The sequence below is a fragment of the Corallococcus interemptor genome (assembly GCF_003668875.1).
Taxonomy (GTDB): Bacteria; Myxococcota; Myxococcia; order Myxococcales; family Myxococcaceae; genus Corallococcus; species Corallococcus interemptor.
The window spans coordinates 93,926-112,633 of sequence record NZ_RAWM01000008.1; the positions used below are offsets into that span (position 1 = coordinate 93,926).

The following is an 18,708-nucleotide window of genomic DNA, read 5'->3' on the forward strand; positions in this document are numbered from 1 at the left end:
AGGCGTCCGTGCCGCCCTCAGCGCCCCTGGAACTTCGGCGGACGGCGCTCGGCGAAGGCGCTGAAGGCCTCCGTCAGGTCCAGCGACTGGAGGAAGGCCGAGTTCCACACGGCCACGTAGCGCAGCCCGTCCGCGATGGACTTGTCCGCGCAGTATTCCATCACCTGCTTGGCGCCCTGGATGACGAGCGGCGGATTGTCCGCGATGCGCCGCGCCGTCGCCCGCGCCTCCGTGAGCAGGGCCTCGGGGGAGGGGAAGACCTCGTTGACCAGGCCCATGCGCAGCGCGCGCGCCGCGTCCACGTCGCCGCCGGTGTAGGCCAGCTCGCGCGTGTGTCCCTCGCCAATGATGCGCGGCAGGCGCTGGAGCGCGCCCAGGTCCGCGACGATGCCGACCTTCACCTCGCGCAGGGAGAACTTCGCGTCCTGCGAGCAGTACCGGAAGTCGCACGCGGCGATGAGGTCCATGCCTCCGCCAATGCACCAGCCGTGCACCGCGGCGATGACGGGCTTCTTGCACCGGGCCACGCCTTCCGTGGCCTGCTGCATGTCCCCAATGAGCTTGAGCAGCTGGCTGCGCTCCAGCGCCAGGTTGTTCTCCCCGGTGAGCAGCGGCCCCAGGGACTCCATCATCCCCATCAGGTCCAGGCCGTAGGTGAAGTTCTGGCCCTCGCCGCGCACCAGCATCACGCGCACGGAGTCGTCGGCGTCCAGCGCGCGAAGCGCCTCGGGCATCTCCCGCCAGAAGTCCGGGCCCATGGCGTTGCCCTTGCCCGGGCCGGTGAGCACCAGCTCGGCGATGCCGTCAGCCTTCTCGATGCGCAGTGACTTGTACGTGGTGCCGTCCATTCAGTGCCTCCCAGCGAAGTGACCTGGGAGGCACTTGAGCAGATGCCGCGCGGCGGCTCCACCCTGCTTTCAGCAGCCCGTCTGCGTCGTGGTCGTCGTCTGACCGGTCCGGTCCTTGAGGATGTACTTGTTCGTGGACGTGGAGATGAACAGCTCCGCGCCCGCGACCCCGTCCGAGTTACACGCCGCCGTGATGGTGAAGTTGGTGTTGAAGGCGTAGTACTGCGAGGTCTTGTTCGAGTCGTGGATGATGGAGATGCCCTGGCTGGTGCTGTTCTTCGCCACCACGACGATGTCCGCGCCCGCGACGCCGTTCGTGTCCACCACCGTGTTGACCTGATACGTCCCGGAGAACGGATAGAAGTAGCTGCTGGCGCTCCGGTGCCGGATGACGCTGACGCCGCCCAGCGCCGCCGTGACGACCTCCGCGCCCGCGACTCCATCCGTGTCGCTCACGTTCACGATCGAGAAGCTGCCGGAGAAGGAATAGAACTGCGACGTCCCCTTCTTGTCGGTGATGACGCTGATGCCGCCGCTGGTGACGACCACCACCTCCAGGCCCACCGTTCCATCCAGGTCCTGCGTGGCGTTGTTCACGGCGAAGCTGCCGCTGAAGCCGTAGAACTTCGTCGTGCCCTTCGCCGGGTGGTTGATGGAAATGCCCGTCAGGCTGGTGGTGAGCGTGTCGCTGTTCCCATCACCGTCGAAGTCGCCGGTGACGGTGAGCGCCGCCTCCTGGTGGGACTCCGGGGCCGGCTGCTCCTCGGGGACTCCGCCACAGCCGAGCGCGAGCACGGCCGCGATCACCACTCCGCTTCCATTCATTCGCAACGCCTTCTTCATGGTCTCTCCTTGGGGTGTGGACAACGGGTTGACGTCTGGATTTGACCGGGAGTACGACCCCGGGATGGCCGCTCCCTCCGTCCATCCGGCGCAGCTCATCGTCGACCTTGGCTTTGGCTTCATCCTCTCCGGCGCGCTGGCGACAGCGGCGGAACTGGGCGTCGCGGACCACCTGGAGCAGGGCCCGAAGAGCGCGGCCCTGCTCGCGGAAGCGGTGGGCGCGGACGCGGCGGCGCTGTACCGGGTGCTGCGGCTGCTGGCGAGCGCGGGTGTGTTCTCCGAGGACGACGCCGGGAACTTCGCGCTCACCCCCGCGTCCGACCTGCTGCGCACCCGGGCTCCCGGCTCCCTGCGCAGCGCGGTGTTGATGCTCACGCAGGACATCTTCTGGGCCCCCACCGGCGCGCTCACGCAGACGGTGCGGACGGGGAAGAACGCGTTCGAGAGCATCTTCGGCAAGCCCTTCTTCGACCACCTCGCGAGCAACGCGTCGGCGGGCGCCACCTTCCACCGGGGCATGTCCAGCCTGTCGGACCTGGAGAACGGCCCCATCGCGCGCAGCTACGACTTCAGCGCCTGCCGGCAGGTGGTGGACGTGGGCGGAGGTCACGGCGGCTTCCTCATCGAAGTGCTCCAGTCCGCGCCGCCGGTCCGGGGCGTGCTCTTCGACCACCGGCACGTCCTCGACGAGGCGCGCATCGCGGCCGCGGGATTCTCCGAACGCTGCGAGCTGGTGGAGGGGGACTTCTTCCAGTCGGTGCCCCCGGGCGCGGACGCGTACGTCCTCAAGCGCATCCTCCACGACTGGAGCGACGACGTGTGCGTGGACATCCTGCGCCACTGCCGCCGCGCGATGGCCGAGGGCGGCCGGGTGCTGGTGGTGGACACCGTCATCCCTCCCGGGAGCGCGCCGCATGGGGGCAAGGTGCTGGACGTGATGATGCTGGCCTCGCTGCCCGGGGGGCGGGAGCGCACGGAAGAGGACCTCCGCAAGCTCTTCGCCCGGGCCGGCCTGCGCCTGTCGCGCGTCATCCCCACGCCGGCCGCGCTCAGCATCACCGAGGCCGTGGCCGCGTAGGCGAAGGGTCCTGTCCGTTTCCTCCTCACGCCCGTGTTGGGCAGGTGCAGGCCATCTCCCTCATCCGGCCCTCACTCCCCGACTGCACCCGCCATGCCCCCAGGAGTGCATCTCACTCGACCTCGTCGTCTTCATCCGAGGCTTGTGGCCCATCCAATTGAAGCAGGCGTTGCACTTCCAGGAACACGGCTGCCTCGGCGGATGGCCGGACTTCATCTGGAGGGGTGACTCGTCGAGTCGCGAGCGCTTCAACACAGGCCCGGTCAATCCGCCCTGCCATGGCGATGACGACCCTGACAAAAACCTGACGCGCTCCTCCTGGGGGAAGCGCCTCACCCCACATCGAAACGCAGGGGTCCCGGATCTTCTGCGTCTCGAACGTCAGGTCCTCGGAGACATGCGCGAACTCATTCCTGATCCCCCGCACGAAACCAAGCATCCGACACGCTTCCCTGGAGAGCAGTCCAAGCGCCCTGCACATCCTGATGCGTGCTGAGAACGCCCCCAGGGGCGAATTGGGCTTCAGCAACGCGTCAGCAACCTTCTTGTCATCGATGAAGAAGTTGCGAAGAAGGGCTTCGAGCTTTTCATCCAGGAACGCGGCTCCAATCAGCGCGCAGCCACGGTCGGACTCCGATTCAAGGGCCGCATGGCGCGCCTGAATGTCGCCTGGCACGCCGACGTTGAACCTGGCGAAGACCCTCCAGGCGTCATCCTGGGTGAATGTGCGCCCCGCGGCTGTGACCTCCTTCGCCTCCTGTTCGAGGCTCTCCATGATTGCCCGGGCCTGGTCCTGGAGTTCGGGTGCAATCGCAGGCTCGGGGGCCAGCGTCGGATTCCCTCCCGGGTCCGTCCGGTTCTCGTTGCTCATTCTTTTCACCAGCCCCTGCGCTTCTGGTTCAACGATGCAAGTCATTATCGGCAGGCATCGCTTCGAAGACAATCTCGTCTTTGAGAGGGGAACTCCATGCGGGCCGGTTCGTGAGCTTCATCGCCTGCTGAGCCGCACCGACGGCCAGGCTCTTCTGCGGGGCGTGACTTCGGCATAGAGAACGGAGGAACACGCCCCATGGAGGACCGATGTCGCCTCGCCATCTCGTGCCGTGGTTGCTGATGGGCCTTGTCGCCGCCTGCGCTTCGTCCCCGGAACGTCCGGAGCGTCCGCCTCCGCCGCGGATCCTCTTCCAGTCGCCGCTCGCGCTGCTGCTGGAGAACCATGAGGCGCTGGCGCTCACCACGGACCAGTTGATCCAGGTGGGCCAGAAGGAGGAGGCGCTCGAGGCGGCCAACCGGCCCCTGCGCGAGCAGCTCCGGCAGGTCCGGCACCCCGAACCGCCCCCGGGGGAGGGCGGCCCCCCACGCAGCCCCAGGGCGGGGAACCCGAACACCCCCGTGGGCCTGGGAGGGCGGCCCGCGTACAGGGCTCCCCCCAGGCCGCTCACGCCGCTGACCGAAGAGGACCTGAAGCGGCAGCAGGCCCTGCTCCAGGCCATGGAGGACAACGAGGCGGCGGCCTACCGGGACGTCGAGGCGCTCCTGGACGACGCGCAGAAGGAGAAGGCGCGAGCGCTGATCTCCAAACACCGCGAAGAGCGGCAGCGCGCGCGGGAGGCCTTCGAGGCTCCCGAACCCCCGCCCGCGCCTCCCAGCTGAGACGGAGCGGCTTTCAACCCACCGCGAGTCCCCGGGGCACCGAGGACTCGAGCGCGGCGTGGAGGCGGAGCGCGGCGTCCTGGACCTCGTTCCTCCAGGCCATCCGCCAGGGCCTGCGCAGGGGCCCTGACGCGAGCCGCTTCACCACGAGGTCGCCCTTGCCCAGGTGCGGCGTGGTGATCCACTCGGAGAGCACGGCGATGCCCAGGCCCGCGCGGGCCACGTCGAGGATGGCCTCCGTCAGCGGCAGCCGCTCGATGCGCAGCCGGGGCCGCTCGCGGCCGAAGACCTGCGCCATGAACCAGTGCGACTCCGCCGCGGGCGTCTGTCCGGTCAGCAGCGTGTGCTCGCGCAAGTCATCGCGGGTGAGCGCCTTGCGGGACGCCAGCGGGTGCGACGCGGCCATCACGAAGATGATCTCATCGGAGAAGAGCGGCCGGCACTCGATGCCAGCGCGCGGCACGGAGGACGTCGTGAGCAGCGCCACGTCCAGCTCTCCCGCCACCAGGGCGGGGACGGGCTCCTGCGTGTGCTCCACCGCCAGCGACAGGTGGATGCCCGGCAGGCTCTTGCGCAGCGTCACCAGCGCGGACGGCAGCCAGTGGTAGGCGGTGTAGCACTCGCACACGAGCCTCATCCGGATGGACGGCGCCACCGGCGCGCGCACGCGGTGCTCCAGGTCGCCCAGCTCCAGCAGCAGCCGCGTGGCGCCCGAGACGAGCTCCTGTCCCGCGGGGGTGGGCACGAGCCCGCGCGGGGTCCGGTCGAAGAGGCGCGTCCCCAGCCGGTCCTCCGCCGCGAGCAGCGCGCGGCTCACCGCCGGCTGCGTCAGGTGCAGCGCGGCCGCGGCCCGGGCCGTGGTTCCAGCGGAGGCCAGGGCCAGCACCACGCGCAGGTCGCGCACGTCGAGCCGGGGGGAGGAGGGCGGGGCGATGTCATCCATGCATTGAGTCTATGCCAACGATGCGTTGGACGCATCCCATCCGGATGAGGAGAGTAGCGCCTGCATCTGGCGCAGACCCACGCTCGAAGTTCCGGAGGACATCCCATGCAGCTCTACTTCTCACCCCTGTCCTGCTCCGCCGCGACCCGCATCTGCTTCTACGAGGCGGGCACGGAAGCGACGTTCATCGAGGTCGACTCGAAGGCGAAGCGCACGCAGGACGGGCGCGACTACCTGGAGGTGAATCCGCTGGGGCTGGTGCCCGCGCTGCGCACCGACGACGGCGACGTGCTCACGGAGAACGCCGCCATCCTGCAGTACCTGGCCGGGGCGCTGCCCCACGCGAGCCTCGCTCCGGAGGACGGAAAGGGGCGCACGCGGCTGCAGCAGTGGCTGTCCTTCGTTGGGACGGAGCTGCACAAGGCGACGTTCATGCCGCTCCTCGACACCTCGGCGAACGAGGGCGCGAAGACGTATGCCCTGGAGCGGGGGAACGGCCGGCTCGCCTACCTCGACAAGCACCTCAACGGGCGCGAGTTCCTGCTGGAGCGCTTCAGCGTCGCGGACGCGTACCTCGTGACGGTGCTCAACTGGAGCGCGGTGACGCCCATCGACCTGGGGAAGTGGCCCGCGATCGCCGCGTACTTCGCGCGCCTGCAGGAGCGGCCCAGCGTGGCGAAGGCGCTCCGGGAGGAGCGCCGGCTCTACGGCGCCCAGCTCGAACGGCGCAAGACGCGGGCGTGAGCGCTCCCTCCGCCTCCTCCTGACGCGGGCGGAGGAGGGGAGGGAGACTTCAGACTTCCGTCAGGCCAGGGGCTGGTTGCTGGGGGAGCCGTTCTTCAGCTCCCGGCGCACGGCCTCGCTGACGCGGTCGCGGACCATGTTCGCCATGCGCTCACGGAGGTCCTCGCCCACGCGCTCGCGGATGGCGGACACGAGGGTCTCCGTGTCCACCGGGCCGGGGCCCTGCGCCTGGGGCTGGAAGCCGCCCACGTGCTGCTCCCCGTACCCGACGCGCATCGTGTGGCCCATGGCGCCCATCGACTCGCGGATGGCGTCGCCCAGCCGGTCGCGCAGCGCCTCGTGCAGGTGCTCGCGCAGGTTGCTGGACAGCCGCTCGTGGAGCGCGTCCACCAGGCGCCCGCGCAGCGCCTCGGCGATGCGCTCCGGGTCCACCATCCCCATCCCCACGCCCTGCGGCTGGAAGCCCATGACGCCCTGGGCGCGCTCGCTGATCCGGGCGCGCAGTTCGTCGCCCAGGCGCTCGCGCAGCGCGTCCCGCACGCGCTCACGCAGGCCGGTCTGGATGCGCTCGCGGAGGGTGTCCGCCAGGCGCTCGCGGAGGGTGTCCGCCAGGCGCTCCGGGTCGATCTGCCCCATGCCCTGCATCCGGCGCTCGGACAGCGCGGAGCGCAGCATGTCCGGCAGCCGCTCCTTCATCGCCTCGCGGATGCGCTCGCGCATGACGGTGTGGATCCGCTCGGACACGGCGTCGGCGATGCGGGTGCGCATGGCGTCGGCGATGCGCTCCGGGTCCATCATCCCCATGCCCTCCATGCCGCCCATCCTCCGCTCCATCATCGCGGTGCGGATGGCCTCGCCCAGACGCTCGCGCAGGACGTCGCGAACGCGCTCACGCGCGACGGTGACCAGGCGCTCGCGCAGGGAGTCCTCCAGCTTGATGCGCACGCGCTCGGCGATGCGCTGCGGGTCGAAGTGCCCGTGCCCCTGCTGCATGCTCATCCAGTTCTCGGCCAGGGCGGTGCGCAGCGCCTCGCCCATCCGCTCCCGCAGCACCTCGCGGGCGCGCTCGTGCACGCCGGACACCACGCGCTCGTGGATGACGTCGGTGAGGCGGTGGTGGATGGCCTCGGCGATCGGCTCCGTGTCGAACGGCGTGCCCATCCCCATCCCCTCGCCCTGCGGCATGTTCACCATGCGCTCACGCAGCGCACCGCGGAGCGCGTCGCTCACGCGCTCGCGGATCTCCGTGCCGATCCGATCCTCCAGGCCGGACACGACGCGCTCGTGCACGGCATCGACGATGCGGGCCTTGAGGGCCTCGGCGAACATCTGCTGCCCCTGCATGGAGAACTGTTCCTGGTTCATTCAACTGCCTCGTGGGTACTGCGGGTAGAACGGCGAGGCGCATTGATAGAGATTGAGGTCCGGCCCGAATACGGGGCCCGGGTCTCGCGTGAGCGTTGGCCCGGACGCTTCGGACCCTGCTCGCGGGAGGGGCAGGCGGGCACGGGAGCCACTGGTGAACTGTGCGGCCTCCCGAACATGCAGGCTCCGGAACGGAAGGGAAAATTCTTCCCGCACTTGCGGTTCGTGTCCGGGATGAGCCAGCCCTCACGGTGTCCCGAAGCACGCCCGGTCGTCCGGCGGAGAAGGTCGTTCGAACCGAAGAAGGGGCGGCTTGCCGCGCCGCTGGGGGGGCTGCTGCTGCTCGGGCTCCTGACCGGCTGCCCGCTCATGCCCAGCTACCCGGATGAGGCCGGCCCCCGCTATGGCGGAGACTACCGGCCGGTCGTCCCCACCGCGGTGGAGCCTCCCTCCTCGGTGACCGTGGTGACGTACAACCTGGCCTTCGCCGAGCAGGTCACGGACGCCATCGCCTCCCTGTCGACCCCGCCGCTCGCGAACGCGGACGTCATCGCGATGCAGGAGATGGACGCGCCCTCCGTGGAGCGCATCGCCCGGGAGCTGGGGCTGTCCTACGTCTACTACCCGGCCTCCGTGGCGAAGGACGGGGACGACTTCGGCAATGCGGTATTGAGCCGGTGGCCCATCACCGCGGACAGGAAGATCAACCTCCCGCACGACGACCCGTATCACCAGCAGCACCGCATCGGGGTGGCCGCGACGGTGGACATCCGGGGGACGCCCTTCCAGGTGGTCTCCGTGCACGGCGCGACCCCCATCGTGGGGCTGGGCGCCCGGTTGGACCAGGCGGAGACCGTCATCCACTCGGTGGAGGGCGAGGTGCCGTCGCAGGTCATCGCCGGGGACTTCAACACCTCCGACCCGGGCAGCCTCACGCAGACGGTGAAGCTGTTCTCGAAGTGGGGCTTCCAGTGGGCGTCCGAAGGCGTGGGCGACACCGTGGACTCCGTCATCGGCGGCCTGCCGCTGGACTCCGTCTTCGTCCGGGGCCTCACCCCCGTGGAGCGCGGCGTGGACCGGCGCCCCTCCGGGAGTGATCACCAGCCGGTCTGGGTGCGCTTCGGGTGGCCGCGGTGACGGCCCGGTGGATGGGCAGGACCCTGGCGGTGGGCGCGCTGCTCCTGGTGGGCCCCGGCTGTCTGAGCGGAGCGCGGAACCTGGGCGCGGCGACGACGCCCGTGGGGACGACCGAGGTCGGCGTCTCCGTGAACACGATTGCCTTCGAGCGCGGCCGGGAGCGGGCCTACCTGCCCAACCCGGAGCTCACCTTCCGCAAGGGCGCGGGCGACAACTGGGACTGGGGTGGACGCCTCACCCTGCTGGGCCTGGAGCTGGGGACGCGGCACCGGCTGGTGGAGCGCTCGCCCTGGACCGTGTCGGTCGCTCCCAGCGCGGGCGTCGGGTACGTGCCCATCACCAACAACACCACGGAGCCCTTCAACTTCCGGCTGGGCGCCCAGACGCTGGTGGACTACCGGCTCAACCCACGGTGGACGCTGACCGGGGGCGCGTCCCTGATGGGGACCTTCGCGGGCCCGCTCACCGTCTTCCAGGGCAGGTTCAACGGCGCGCACCTGATGTTCGCGCCGGGCGGTTCGCTGGGCGTCGCGTACCGGCTCTCTCCCTCCCTGGAGCTTCGGGCGGAGGGCGGCCTGGAGCTCCCGTTCGACGTCAGGGACGGCCGCCGTCAGCCGGCCGGCTACGCCGGACTGACGCTGCGGTGGGGGCACACGTCGCGTCGATGACGCGGAGGTGACAGCGGCCCGGAGCCCCGGGACGGGTAGCCGGAGCGGGTGGAGGCACCAGCTTGCGCCACTCGCTTCGCACCCTCTGGGGGCTTCATGTCCTTGCCGCGCCGCTGGCCGGTTCCGTTCGCTGTCTGTCTTTGCCTCGGGTTGAGCTGGGGGCTGCTGGCGGCGGCGGCCCGGGCCCCGGAGCCCGTCGCGCGGGCCCTGCCGGGAGGCTTCTCCTCGGAGCTGGTGGTGGGCGGCCTGCATTACCCCACCACGTTCGCGCACCTGCCGGATGGGCGCATCCTCGTCGCGGAGAAGTCGGGCGTGGTGCGGCTGGTGAAGGACGGCGTGCTGCAGTCCGCGCCCTTCCTCGACGTCAGCGCGCGGGTGAACAACCACCACGACCGGGGCCTGCTGGGGCTCGCGGTGGACCCGGACTTCGCGCGGAACGGCTACGTCTACCTGCTCTACACCTACGACACCGATGCCACGGACGGCGACGGCCCCAAGACGTCGCGCCTGGCGCGGTACACGGCGGTGGGGGACACGGCGTCGCCGTCCAGCGAACTCGTGCTGGTGGGCACCGCGGTGGCCAGCTCCTGCAAGGACCTGCCTCCCGGCTCGGACTGCATCCCCTCGGACAGCGCCTCCCACTCCGTGGGCAACGTCCGCTTCGCGCCGGACGGCACGCTCTTCGTGTCGCTGGGAGACGGGGCCCGCTTCGACGGCGTGGATGACGACGCGCTGCGGGCGCAGGACCTGGACTCGCTGGCGGGCAAGCTGCTGCGCGTGACGCGCACCGGCGCGGGCGTGCCGTCGAACCCGTTCTGGAATGGGGATGGCCAGGCCAACCGCTCGAAGGTGTGGGCGCTGGGCTTGCGCAATCCCTACCGCTTCAACCTGCGGCCCGGCACCGCCACGCCCTACGTGGGGGACGTCGGCTGGAACGAGCACGAGGAGATCAACGTCGCGACGCCGGGCTCGAACTTCGGCTGGCCCTGCTACGAGGGCCCGGGCCGCCAGCGCGGCTATGAGCCCAAGGCCGTGTGCCAGGCGCTGTACGCGCGGGGGCCGGGCGCGGTGCGGCCGCCGCTGTATTCCTGGACGCACGCCGAAGGACAGACGTCCACGGGCGGCGCCTTCATCCTGGACCCGGCGTTCCCGGAGCAGTGGCGGGGCGCGTATTTCTTCGCGGACTACGCCCAGCAGTGGATCCGGGCCCTGCGGGTGGATGAGCACGACCAGCTCGTTCCGGGCAGCGTGGCGGCCTTCGCCACGGAGGCGGGCGGCGTCGTGGACCTGAGCAGCGGGCCGGACTCGCAGCTCCACGTCGTGGACATCCTCGCCGGAGAGCTGCGCCGCATCCGCTACCCGGCCAACAACACGCCGCCGGTCGCGGTGGCCTCGGCCACGCCGCGCGAGGGTGTACCTCCCTTGCAGGTGTTCTTCTCCAGCGCCGGCTCCCGCGACGCGGACGGCGACGCGCTCCAGTACCTGTGGGACTTCGGGGACGGCGTCTCCATGTCGGGCGTGGCGAACCCGGAGCACACCTACGAGATGGCCGGCCTCTACGTGGCCCGGCTGACCGTCAGCGACGGACATGGCGGCAGCCACACGGCCTCCGTGCGCATCTCCGTGGGGAACCTGTCGCCCGTGGTGACCCTGCTCGCGCCGCCGGAGTCCTTTCGCTTCAAGGTGGGGGACGTGGTGACGTACGCGGGCTCGGCGAGCGACGCGGAGGACGGAGCCATCCCGGACAACCGCCTGGCGTGGACCGTCACGCTGGTGCACTGCACCCCGGGCGCGTGCCATTCGCATCCGTACGGCGAAAGCCAGGGACCTGGCGGCACGCTCACCATCCCTGACCACGGCGATGACGTGCGCTTCGAATTGACGCTGACCGCGACGGACTCGGCGGGGCTGACGGGCAGCCGGACGGTGACGCTGCTTCCCCGGAAGGTGCAGGTGACGGTGCAGACGTCACCGCCCGGGATGGAGGTGGTGTTCGACGGCACGGCCGGCCCAGCGCCTCGGGTGCGCTCCGTGATCGCGGGCTCCACGCACACGGTCATCGCGCCATCCCCTCAAGGCGCGTACGGCTTCGTCGGCTGGTCCGACGGCGGGCCCGCGGAGCACACCTTCCAGGTGGGCACGGAGGACGTGGGCCTCACGGCCTTCTTCGAGCCTGTCGCGCCCACGGAGTGCCCGCCGGGCCAGTACCGGGCGGAGTACTTCACCAACCGGGAGCTGGCGGGCTCCCCGGTGCGGGTGCGCTGCGAGGGGGCTCCGCTCATGAATTACTGGTGGGCAGGCAGCCCCGTGGAGGGCGTGGGGCCGGATGACTTCTCCGTGCGCTGGACGGGGCGCTTCTCCTTCGCGACGGGCCTGTACTTCTTCATGGCCCAGGCGGACGACGGCATCCGCGTCTTCGTGGATGGCAGCCGCGTCATCAATGGCTGGAGGGACCAATCCTCCACCAGCTACGTGCAGGCACGCTGGATGCGCTCCGGTGAGCACTCCGTCGTCGTCGAGTACTACGAGCACGGCGGTGACGCCGTCGCCGGGCTCCAGTGGTTCCGGTAGCCGGTGAAAGCGCTCGTGGTCGCGCCGCCGCCGTAATAGACGAGGCGGATGCCCGAGAAGAACGACGTCATCCGGACCGCCACCTGTGCGTGTGGACAGGTGGAACTCGAAGGGCGGGGACCGCCCATCATCCACGTCGAGTGCTTCTGCGACGACTGCCAGGAGGGGGGCCGCCGGATCGAAGCCCTTCCGAACGCGCCGTCGCCTCGCGGCCCGCTGGGCGGCACGGACTTCATCCTCTACCGGAAGGATCGCCTCCGCGTCTCCCGGGGAGAGTCGCTCCTGTCGGGCTTCACGCTCAAGGACGCTTCCCCGACGAAGCGGCTCGTCGCGACGTGCTGCAACTCGGGGATGTACATGGACATGGGCTCGGGGCCGCACTGGTACTCGGTCTACGGCAACCGGTTCACCGGCGAGGTGCCACCGTTGGAGCTGCGCACCTGCACCCGCTACAAACCCGCGGGCGTGGAGCTCCCCAACGATGTCCCGAACCATCCGAGCTTCCTGTCGGTCCGGTTCATGACGAAGCTCTTCCTCGCGTGGATCCCCATGCTGCTGAAGCGCTGATTCACCCCAGGCGCGCGCGGCGCCGGCACAGGCGGGTCAGGAGCGCCTCGAAGCCGGCGTAGGACAGCGGCAGCAGCAGGGCGAAGAGGAGGGTGACGGCTGGGAGGGCGGGGTGCGCGAAGGGATTGCGCACGTGCGAGGCCATGGCGGCGAAGAGGCGCTGCGGCTCCGCGAGCACGTCCCAGCTGTTCCAGCGCTCCACGCGGCCCAGGTAGATGCCATAGCCACACAGGACGGAGGTGATGCCGACGAAGGCCCACGCGGCCCTGGCGCCCCAGCGCTCCTCCAGCCACCGCTTCCAGACCGCCAGCGACAGCAGGCCCAGCATCCACCCGGTGGCGGCGAAGAGGGCCAGCAGGACCGCGTCGAACCAGAGCGGGACCACGGGCCGCTGACGCAGGTGGATGAAGTCGGTGAGGAGGTAGGGCGCGTTGGGGAACAGCGCCAGCCACCCCAATGCCAGCGGCGCCAGGAGCCACGGCCGGTCCAGGCCCCGCACCATCAGCGCCCGCGCGAGCAGGGCCAGCGTGTAGGGCGCCCACGCCAGGAACAGGTTCCACGCCAGGAAGGCGAAGCTGGCGCGCTCGCTCCAGTCGAGCCGGAGGGCCAGCAGGTCCACCGCGAGGAAGCTGCACAGGATGGCGGGCAGCAGGCCATGGCGGCTGGGGACGGAGGCAGGAGGCGGTCGGGACATGGTGGCGTGTGGCGGGCCAGCCGCGCACCGTGGCGGAATGGCCACGGAAGCCGCGGCTTCCGGGAAGGGCATGGACCCGGAGCGCCGTCGATGGAGCCCTCGGGCAGGCCCCTTGAGCAAGGCCCGGGCCAGTCCGCGCTATCCTCCCTGGGGATTCACACGGGAGCGCCATGTTCCGAGTCGTGCCGTTCGCATTGCTGCTGCTGGGGGGCGTGGCCTGCCGCCGTCCGTTGACGCCGGAAGAGGATCGCGCGCAGGCGCTCGACATCGTGCGCTCGCGCGTGAGCGTCGTGGAGCGGGAGGGGTGCCCGGCGGACGTCGTCCCGGATCGCCCGGCGGAGAAGAAGGACTTCACCACCTACTGTGACAAGCGCCTCTCCTGGTGCGCGGAAGCGTGCTTCGGCTCGGACGTCACCGCCTGCTACAGCCTTGCCCTCGTCCTCCAGGACGACAAGCAGACCCGCGACTGGGCGGAGCCGCTCTTCTATCGCTCCTGCGCGCTGGGCGACATGTCGGGCTGTACGAACCGGGCCGCGGGCCTCCAGGTCGAGAAGGAAGGCGCCGCCTGGCGTCTGAAGTGTGTCGCGCTCACCTACGAGCGGACGTGCGCGCGGGGAGATCCCTGGGGCTGCGCCATGCACGGCCTCGAACTCGTCCAGGGCAAGAGCGTGCCGCGCGACCTGAAGAAGGCGCGTGAGGTGCTGGGCCGCGCCTGCGCGCTCGGCGATGCAGACCCCGCCTGCAAGGCCGCGAAGGGCCTGGTGTCCCAGATCGATGCGTACGAGCGGGACCAGGCACAGGCGCCAGGCACGAAGTGAGCCCGGCCTGGCGCCATGCCCGGCCCTCAGCAGTCGATGGAATACGACTGGGTGTCGCCGTTCGGCGCGTTGACCTGAAGGTTGTTGCTGCCGTTGAACGTCGACGTGAACGTCCCCTCGCTGGTCTGCACGGTCACCGTGCCCGCCGTGGGGCACTGCTGATCACAGCGCTGGTAGCCGGACACCGTCGACGTCGCGCTGAGGTTGCCCCGCGTGGACGTCGACTGGCCGTCCACGGTGATGCACCCGGTGCCCGCCTCCCATTTGACCGTGCTCTGGGTCGTGCGCGAGTCGAGCCGGTTGGGCGAGTAGCTGTTGGAGGTGATGGTCACCACGCGCTGGTTGCCATTGGGCGGGGTGCCAGCGACCTGGAGCGACAGGTTGTAGGGCTCGCCGTTGATGGTGAGGCCGTTGGAGGTGGCGGACGCGGCCAGCTGCCCCTGGTTGTCTGACAGCACCACCTGCACGTTGCCGGAGATGTCCTGGAGCGACACCGGCGCCGAGCAGTTGTCGAAGGTGTAGTTCACCGTCGCGCCCGTCGCGGTCGCGGTGGCGCAACCCGCGGGGGTGAAGGTGGTGCCGGCGCTCGCCGCGAGCTGCGCGGCCGCCGCGTTCGGGTCCGCGGGGAGCCCCTTCGCCCGCACCGGGAGGCTGTAATACCAATAGCCGTAGACAGGGTCGACCCAGGCATAGCTCCAGGCCGCGTCATAGGCCCCGTAGTACGGGTCGTAATAGACGTAGTCGTAATAGTACGGGTCGTAGGTGCTGGAGCAGCCAAGCCCCGCGACCAGCGAGAGGATCCCCAACACCCCTTTCAACCGTTTCATCCGCCGCCCCCTTGTGTGGTTTTCGGAAACCCGGGGCCAAGGTGGAAGCGGGGGCAGGGTGCGCACACTGACCCGTGGACCGACACGACTGCGCGGTGCCGGTCCACGGCGTCACATTCAGGGGCTCCAGCGCGCCTGGCGCATCACCCAGGAGCTGCCGCCGCGTCCGTCCCGCACCACGGCATAGAACGTCACGTCCTGGGCCGCCGCGCCCTCCGCCGGCTCCCACTCCACGCGGTGGCGTCCCTGCTGGCCACCGAAGTCCGCGCCGCCCGTCTCCGACAGGTTGAACTTCCCCAGCGTGGTGTACCAGGCGATCTCCCACGCCTCCTTGAGGTGCACGGCGTCCAGCCGCAGGCCGGGCACCACGTAGCTCTCCTCGCGGTCCGACACGTCCTCGGACGTCACCACGAAGGGGCCGGGGCCGCTCAGCTCCAGGGGCACCTCCTCCGGCCAGGGCACGTCATCCACCCGCAGGCCCGGAATCACCGGCTGCACGTTGGCTGTCATGCCCTCCACCACCGGGCACCAGAAGACCATCAGCTTCTGCGCGTAGACCTCCTCGTCGCCCGCCGTCACGCGCAGCACCAGCGGCATGCGGATGCCTCCCAGCCCCTTGTAGGCGTCCTCCTCCAGCACGCGCTCCAGCAGGAGCTTGTCCCCCGCGACCCGCGCCGCGCCGGGGCGGATGGGGAACGTCAGCTCGCCCGCGGTCGTGGTGCCCTCCGCGAGCAGCACGCGGTCCGCCTCGGTCGCGCACGTGCTGTCTGCCTGATCCGCGCACGCCCACAGCGTGTACTGGATGGGGCGTCCCTCGCCCGCGGGGTCCACCAGGAGCGCGCGGTACGTGACCTCCTCCGCGAGCTCGTCGAAGGCCTCCGGGGTCTGCTCGCAGGTGGAGGCGATGAGCTCCGGCTGCTCCGTGGAGACGCCGAGCACCCGCAGGTCGTGCACGTTCGACGGCTTGTCCTCGGGGTCGACGCAGGCGATGGCCGCCAGCCCCCACATGAGCAGGATGCCGGTGTTGAGCAGGGCTTTCATGTCAGAAGCTTCCTTTCACGCCCACCACGGGGAGGATGGGAATGCCGGGCACCTCGTACTCGCGGCGCTGCCGGTAGTCGTTGAACGTGAACTCGGTGTTCTCCGCGTTGTAGATGTTCTGCACGTCCAGGTAGAGCCCCAGCGTCCAGCTCTGGAACTGCCAGCTCTTGTCCACCCGCACATCCAGCTGGTGGAAGCCGCTCATGCGCGCGGACGCATAGGGCCCGTACACGCCGCTGAAGCGGTTGCGGTCCACCTGGTACAGGTCATACGTGTGGTTGAGCGGCGTCGTGGGGCGGCCGGTGGTGTAGCGGAAGCGCCCGCCCAGCTCCCAGCCGTTGCCCAGCACGTAGCTGCTCACCAGCGTGAGGATGTGCGTCTGGTCGAAGGGGCTCAGGCCATACGCCGTGTCATCGCCGGTGGGACCGAAGCCCCCGAAGCCTCCCCTGCCTTCGGGGAGGGGACCCGCGCGGCCGTCCAGGGACTGGCTGAAGGTGTACGACAGCCAGCCGGACCACTTGTCCGTCGCGGACGCGCGCTGCTTCTTCACCATCACCTCCAGGCCCAGGGCGCGGCCGATGCCGTCGTTGGAGTACGGCACCTGGAACACGCCTCCGCCCGGCAGGGACAAGAGCTGTCCGGGCGCCACGATGTTGCTGAAGCGGCGGTTGAAGAAGCCCGTCACGTCGACGTTGAACACGTCCGTCAGCCGGTGCTCCACGCCGAGGCTGCTCTGGAACGCGCGCTGGTAGGAGAGCTCCGGGTTGCCGTACGGCAGGGGGATGAAGCGGAACGTCTCACCCGGCTGGCTGTAGAGGCCGAGCGAGCCCTTGAGCTGGGTGCGCTCGGTGGCGTTGAAGGCCACCCACAGCCGGGGATCCAACGCCACGTTCCGCGCGTCGCCCGCGCGCTGGTAGTTGGCGCGCAGGCCGGGGGTGAAGACGAACTTGCCCGCCTTCAGCTCCGCCTCCACGAAGAGCGCGCCGTCGAAGGACCCCAGGCCGATGTGCTCCACCAGCAGCTCGCCCACGGACTCCGCGCCGGGGAAGGCCACGTACTCGAAGTTCTCCGGGGCGGGGAACTCCACGTCGAAGGTCTGGTGCTCGAAGACGAGGTCCAGGCCCGTGCGCACGCTGAAGGTGGGGGACAGCTCCAGGCCCAGAACCTCGCGCGCGCCCACCGTGTAGCTGGAGCCGTCCTGCTTCGCGCTGCCGAACTTGAAGCTGGTGCCGTCGTAGCCCACGTACGGCGTGAAGACGGAGGTGAAGTTGCCCTTGCTGTACGTCCAGTCACCCTTGATGCGGTGGAAGAGGGTGTGCGTGTCCACCGTCAGGTCCCGCTCCGTCTCCGGGCCGGAGGACACCAGGCGCAGCTGATCATCACTGCCGAAGGCCATCACGTAGCCGGTGCTGCGCGCGCCGCCCGCCCGGGCCCGGGCCTCCTCCTCCGTGTTCGCGCCCCGCTTCGCGCCGAAGTCCACGCGCAGCTGGTAGTCCCAGTACTTGGGCACCACGGACAGCGTGCTGCCCTCGTTCTTGGGGAGCACCGCGGGCAGCAGCGTGTCGATGTACGAGCGCCGCGCGGCGGCGGCCACGCTGACGCCGTCCGTCACCGGCGCCTCCAGGAAGAAGCCCGCGTCCAGCAGGTCCACCTTCACGGAGCCATGCAGCGTGTCGGCGGCGCCCTTGCGCGTGCCCACCTCCACGATGCCGCCCACCGCGCGGCCGTACTGGCTGGCGTAGCCGCCGGGGAAGAAGTCCAGCTGGTCGATGAACTCGGCGTTGACCACCGAGGGGCCGCCGAGCAGGTGGAAGAGGAGGGGGATGCCGACCCCGTCCATCATCGTCGCCGTCTGGCCGGGGTTGGAGCCGCGGACGATCAGCTGGCCGGAGATGAACGGCGCGCGCGCCACGCCCGGCAGGGTCTGGATGACGCGGATGGGGTCGCCGAAGGTGCCCGGCGTCCGCTGCGCCTCCTGGCGCGTGATGGTGCGGCGCACGACCTCCTTCTTCGGCCGCTCGGAGCGCACGACGGTCTCCAGCGCGCCGCCCTTGGGGGCCAGGTAGAAGTTCACCTCCGTCGTCTCGTCCTCCTGCAGCAGCTCCTTCGTCTGGTAGAGCTGGTAGCCGGACGCGACCACGCGCACCGCGCACTCGCCCGGGGACACCTCCAGGCTGAAGCGGCCCTCCTCGTCGGAGAGGGCCTCGGGGGCCTCCGGGTCGTCACCGCAGCGCACGGTGGCGCCGGCCACGCGGGAGCGGCTGCCACGGGAGATGAGCTGTCCCTTGAGCGTGGCCTTGCGAGCGGCCGGAGCCTGCTGCTCCGGCCCGGGGGCCTCCGGCTGCGGGGCGTTGAGGGTGAAGTGGTAGACGTACTCCACCTGGACGGGCGCGGGCACGCCGTCCACCTCCGCGGGAGAGAAGCGGAACTGGCGCACCGCCGCGATGGCCGCCTCGTCGAAGCCATGGCCCGCGGGCTCGGTGGGCAGCACGTCCGTCACGGCGCCGTCCGCGCCAATGGTGATGATGAGGCGCACGGAGGCGGTGACGCCCTCCGCGAGTGCTTCCGGAGGGTAGGCGGCCTCCACCTGCTGGAGCAGCTCCGGAGGCTTCGTGATGACGGGCTGGGCCTGGGCGGACGGGGCCGCTTCCGCGGGCGGCGCGCCGTCCTGCGGTGCCTGCGCCAGGGCCGGAGAGCCCAGCAGGAGCGAGGCCGCGGCGAGCGCGCATCGGGCGTTCAGGTTCGGGGACATGGGGCGCGGAGCATACGGGATGCGGCGTCCGGTGCCGCACACCCGAAGCGATTCCCCGGCCTGAATGTCACGGGTCCGTACCAGCCGTCATGTTCGTGCGCGGGACGCCTGCTTGCCCCTGGCGGGCTTCTTCGCGGCGGCCTTCTTCACGGCGGCCTT

Annotated in this window: 17 protein-coding genes; 8 read left to right on the forward strand and 9 right to left on the reverse strand. The window is 70.3% G+C overall.

Annotated features, from left to right (window positions below; translation table 11 throughout):
• Positions 1-17: 17 nt before the first annotated feature.
• Together D7X96_RS05065 and D7X96_RS05070 are read right to left on the reverse strand one after the other, a co-directional pair.
• Positions 18-848: a crotonase/enoyl-CoA hydratase family protein gene (locus D7X96_RS05065; RefSeq protein WP_120546592.1), complete on the reverse strand. Its 831-nt coding sequence runs from the start codon at positions 846-848 to the stop codon at positions 18-20.
• Between the two features lie 69 nt (positions 849-917).
• Complete coding sequence (locus D7X96_RS05070) at positions 918-1,673, reverse strand: PA5033 family protein (RefSeq protein ID WP_121724289.1); 756 nt, start codon at positions 1,671-1,673, stop codon at positions 918-920.
• An 82-nt stretch (positions 1,674-1,755) separates the two neighbouring features.
• Here D7X96_RS05070 and D7X96_RS05075 point away from each other — a divergent pair, with 82 nt between their 5' ends.
• A complete protein-coding gene (locus D7X96_RS05075; protein ID WP_121769123.1) occupies positions 1,756-2,769 on the forward strand; it encodes a methyltransferase in 1,014 nt (337 codons plus the stop codon).
• A 112-nt stretch (positions 2,770-2,881) separates the two neighbouring features.
• Here D7X96_RS05075 and D7X96_RS05080 read toward each other — a convergent pair whose 3' ends face one another.
• Positions 2,882-3,640 carry an MltR family transcriptional regulator gene (locus D7X96_RS05080; protein ID WP_158626556.1) on the reverse strand — a complete coding sequence of 253 codons (759 nt, stop codon included), beginning with the start codon at positions 3,638-3,640 and terminating at the stop codon, positions 2,882-2,884.
• A 209-nt stretch (positions 3,641-3,849) separates the two neighbouring features.
• Between D7X96_RS05080 and D7X96_RS05085 the strand changes: the two genes are divergently transcribed.
• On the forward strand, positions 3,850-4,422 hold the full coding sequence (locus D7X96_RS05085) for a hypothetical protein (protein ID WP_147442627.1): 573 nt from the start codon (positions 3,850-3,852) through the stop codon (positions 4,420-4,422).
• Between the two features lie 13 nt (positions 4,423-4,435).
• On the opposite strand, the gene D7X96_RS05090 is transcribed toward D7X96_RS05085, so the two are convergent.
• The gene (locus tag D7X96_RS05090; RefSeq protein ID WP_121769125.1) at positions 4,436-5,365 is read right to left on the reverse strand and encodes a LysR family transcriptional regulator; all 930 of its coding nucleotides are present in this window, start codon (positions 5,363-5,365) and stop codon (positions 4,436-4,438) included.
• A gap of 105 nt (positions 5,366-5,470) precedes the next feature.
• Between D7X96_RS05090 and D7X96_RS05095 the strand changes: the two genes are divergently transcribed.
• A complete protein-coding gene (locus D7X96_RS05095; RefSeq protein WP_121769126.1) occupies positions 5,471-6,109 on the forward strand; it encodes a glutathione binding-like protein in 639 nt (212 codons plus the stop codon).
• 60 nt (positions 6,110-6,169) lie between these two features.
• On the opposite strand, the gene D7X96_RS05100 is transcribed toward D7X96_RS05095, so the two are convergent.
• Positions 6,170-7,474 carry a DUF445 domain-containing protein gene (locus D7X96_RS05100; protein ID WP_120546585.1) on the reverse strand — a complete coding sequence of 435 codons (1,305 nt, stop codon included), beginning with the start codon at positions 7,472-7,474 and terminating at the stop codon, positions 6,170-6,172.
• Positions 7,475-7,708: 234 nt separating this feature from the next.
• Here D7X96_RS05100 and D7X96_RS05105 point away from each other — a divergent pair, with 234 nt between their 5' ends.
• The 4 genes from D7X96_RS05105 to D7X96_RS05120 all read left to right on the forward strand — a co-directional run bounded on the left by D7X96_RS05105 (position 7,709) and on the right by D7X96_RS05120 (position 12,417).
• A complete protein-coding gene (locus D7X96_RS05105) occupies positions 7,709-8,611 on the forward strand; it encodes an endonuclease/exonuclease/phosphatase family protein (RefSeq protein WP_244219450.1) in 903 nt (300 codons plus the stop codon).
• An 11-nt stretch (positions 8,612-8,622) separates the two neighbouring features.
• The gene (locus tag D7X96_RS05110) at positions 8,623-9,279 is read left to right on the forward strand and encodes a hypothetical protein (RefSeq protein WP_244219451.1); all 657 of its coding nucleotides are present in this window, start codon (positions 8,623-8,625) and stop codon (positions 9,277-9,279) included.
• A gap of 96 nt (positions 9,280-9,375) precedes the next feature.
• Entirely contained in the window at positions 9,376-11,850 is a 2,475-nt protein-coding gene (locus D7X96_RS05115; RefSeq protein ID WP_121769128.1) for a PQQ-dependent sugar dehydrogenase, read from the forward strand.
• Positions 11,851-11,898: 48 nt separating this feature from the next.
• Positions 11,899-12,417, forward strand: coding sequence for a GFA family protein (locus tag D7X96_RS05120; protein ID WP_121769129.1), 519 nt, complete (start codon positions 11,899-11,901; stop codon positions 12,415-12,417).
• A 1-nt stretch (position 12,418) separates the two neighbouring features.
• On the opposite strand, the gene D7X96_RS05125 is transcribed toward D7X96_RS05120, so the two are convergent.
• On the reverse strand, positions 12,419-13,111 hold the full coding sequence (locus tag D7X96_RS05125; RefSeq protein WP_120546642.1) for a DUF1361 domain-containing protein: 693 nt from the start codon (positions 13,109-13,111) through the stop codon (positions 12,419-12,421).
• 170 nt (positions 13,112-13,281) lie between these two features.
• Here D7X96_RS05125 and D7X96_RS05130 point away from each other — a divergent pair, with 170 nt between their 5' ends.
• Positions 13,282-13,929, forward strand: coding sequence for a tetratricopeptide repeat protein (locus tag D7X96_RS05130; protein ID WP_121769130.1), 648 nt, complete (start codon positions 13,282-13,284; stop codon positions 13,927-13,929).
• Between the two features lie 26 nt (positions 13,930-13,955).
• On the opposite strand, the gene D7X96_RS05135 is transcribed toward D7X96_RS05130, so the two are convergent.
• The 3 genes from D7X96_RS05135 to D7X96_RS05145 form a co-directional block, all read right to left on the reverse strand.
• Positions 13,956-14,756: a hypothetical protein gene (locus D7X96_RS05135; protein WP_147468237.1), complete on the reverse strand. Its 801-nt coding sequence runs from the start codon at positions 14,754-14,756 to the stop codon at positions 13,956-13,958.
• A 117-nt stretch (positions 14,757-14,873) separates the two neighbouring features.
• Positions 14,874-15,797, reverse strand: coding sequence for a hypothetical protein (locus D7X96_RS05140; RefSeq protein ID WP_121769132.1), 924 nt, complete (start codon positions 15,795-15,797; stop codon positions 14,874-14,876).
• Between the two features lies 1 nt (position 15,798).
• Complete coding sequence (locus tag D7X96_RS05145) at positions 15,799-18,549, reverse strand: TonB-dependent receptor (RefSeq protein ID WP_120546578.1); 2,751 nt, start codon at positions 18,547-18,549, stop codon at positions 15,799-15,801.
• Positions 18,550-18,708 lie beyond the last annotated feature (159 nt).

Coding starts and splice junctions, on each gene's coding strand:
- D7X96_RS05065 (WP_120546592.1), bottom strand. CDS start 848: ATGGACGGCACCACGTACAAGTCACTGCGCATCGAGAAGGCTGACGGC.
- D7X96_RS05070 (WP_121724289.1), bottom strand. CDS start 1,673: ATGAATGGAAGCGGAGTGGTGATCGCGGCCGTGCTCGCGCTCGGCTGT.
- D7X96_RS05075 (WP_121769123.1), top strand. CDS start 1,756: ATGGCCGCTCCCTCCGTCCATCCGGCGCAGCTCATCGTCGACCTTGGC.
- D7X96_RS05080 (WP_158626556.1), bottom strand. CDS start 3,640: ATGAGCAACGAGAACCGGACGGACCCGGGAGGGAATCCGACGCTGGCC.
- D7X96_RS05085 (WP_147442627.1), top strand. CDS start 3,850: ATGTCGCCTCGCCATCTCGTGCCGTGGTTGCTGATGGGCCTTGTCGCC.
- D7X96_RS05090 (WP_121769125.1), bottom strand. CDS start 5,365: ATGGATGACATCGCCCCGCCCTCCTCCCCCCGGCTCGACGTGCGCGAC.
- D7X96_RS05095 (WP_121769126.1), top strand. CDS start 5,471: ATGCAGCTCTACTTCTCACCCCTGTCCTGCTCCGCCGCGACCCGCATC.
- D7X96_RS05100 (WP_120546585.1), bottom strand. CDS start 7,474: ATGAACCAGGAACAGTTCTCCATGCAGGGGCAGCAGATGTTCGCCGAG.
- D7X96_RS05105 (WP_244219450.1), top strand. CDS start 7,709: ATGAGCCAGCCCTCACGGTGTCCCGAAGCACGCCCGGTCGTCCGGCGG.
- D7X96_RS05110 (WP_244219451.1), top strand. CDS start 8,623: ATGGGCAGGACCCTGGCGGTGGGCGCGCTGCTCCTGGTGGGCCCCGGC.
- D7X96_RS05115 (WP_121769128.1), top strand. CDS start 9,376: ATGTCCTTGCCGCGCCGCTGGCCGGTTCCGTTCGCTGTCTGTCTTTGC.
- D7X96_RS05120 (WP_121769129.1), top strand. CDS start 11,899: ATGCCCGAGAAGAACGACGTCATCCGGACCGCCACCTGTGCGTGTGGA.
- D7X96_RS05125 (WP_120546642.1), bottom strand. CDS start 13,111: ATGTCCCGACCGCCTCCTGCCTCCGTCCCCAGCCGCCATGGCCTGCTG.
- D7X96_RS05130 (WP_121769130.1), top strand. CDS start 13,282: ATGTTCCGAGTCGTGCCGTTCGCATTGCTGCTGCTGGGGGGCGTGGCC.
- D7X96_RS05135 (WP_147468237.1), bottom strand. CDS start 14,756: ATGAAACGGTTGAAAGGGGTGTTGGGGATCCTCTCGCTGGTCGCGGGG.
- D7X96_RS05140 (WP_121769132.1), bottom strand. CDS start 15,797: ATGAAAGCCCTGCTCAACACCGGCATCCTGCTCATGTGGGGGCTGGCG.
- D7X96_RS05145 (WP_120546578.1), bottom strand. CDS start 18,549: ATGTCCCCGAACCTGAACGCCCGATGCGCGCTCGCCGCGGCCTCGCTC.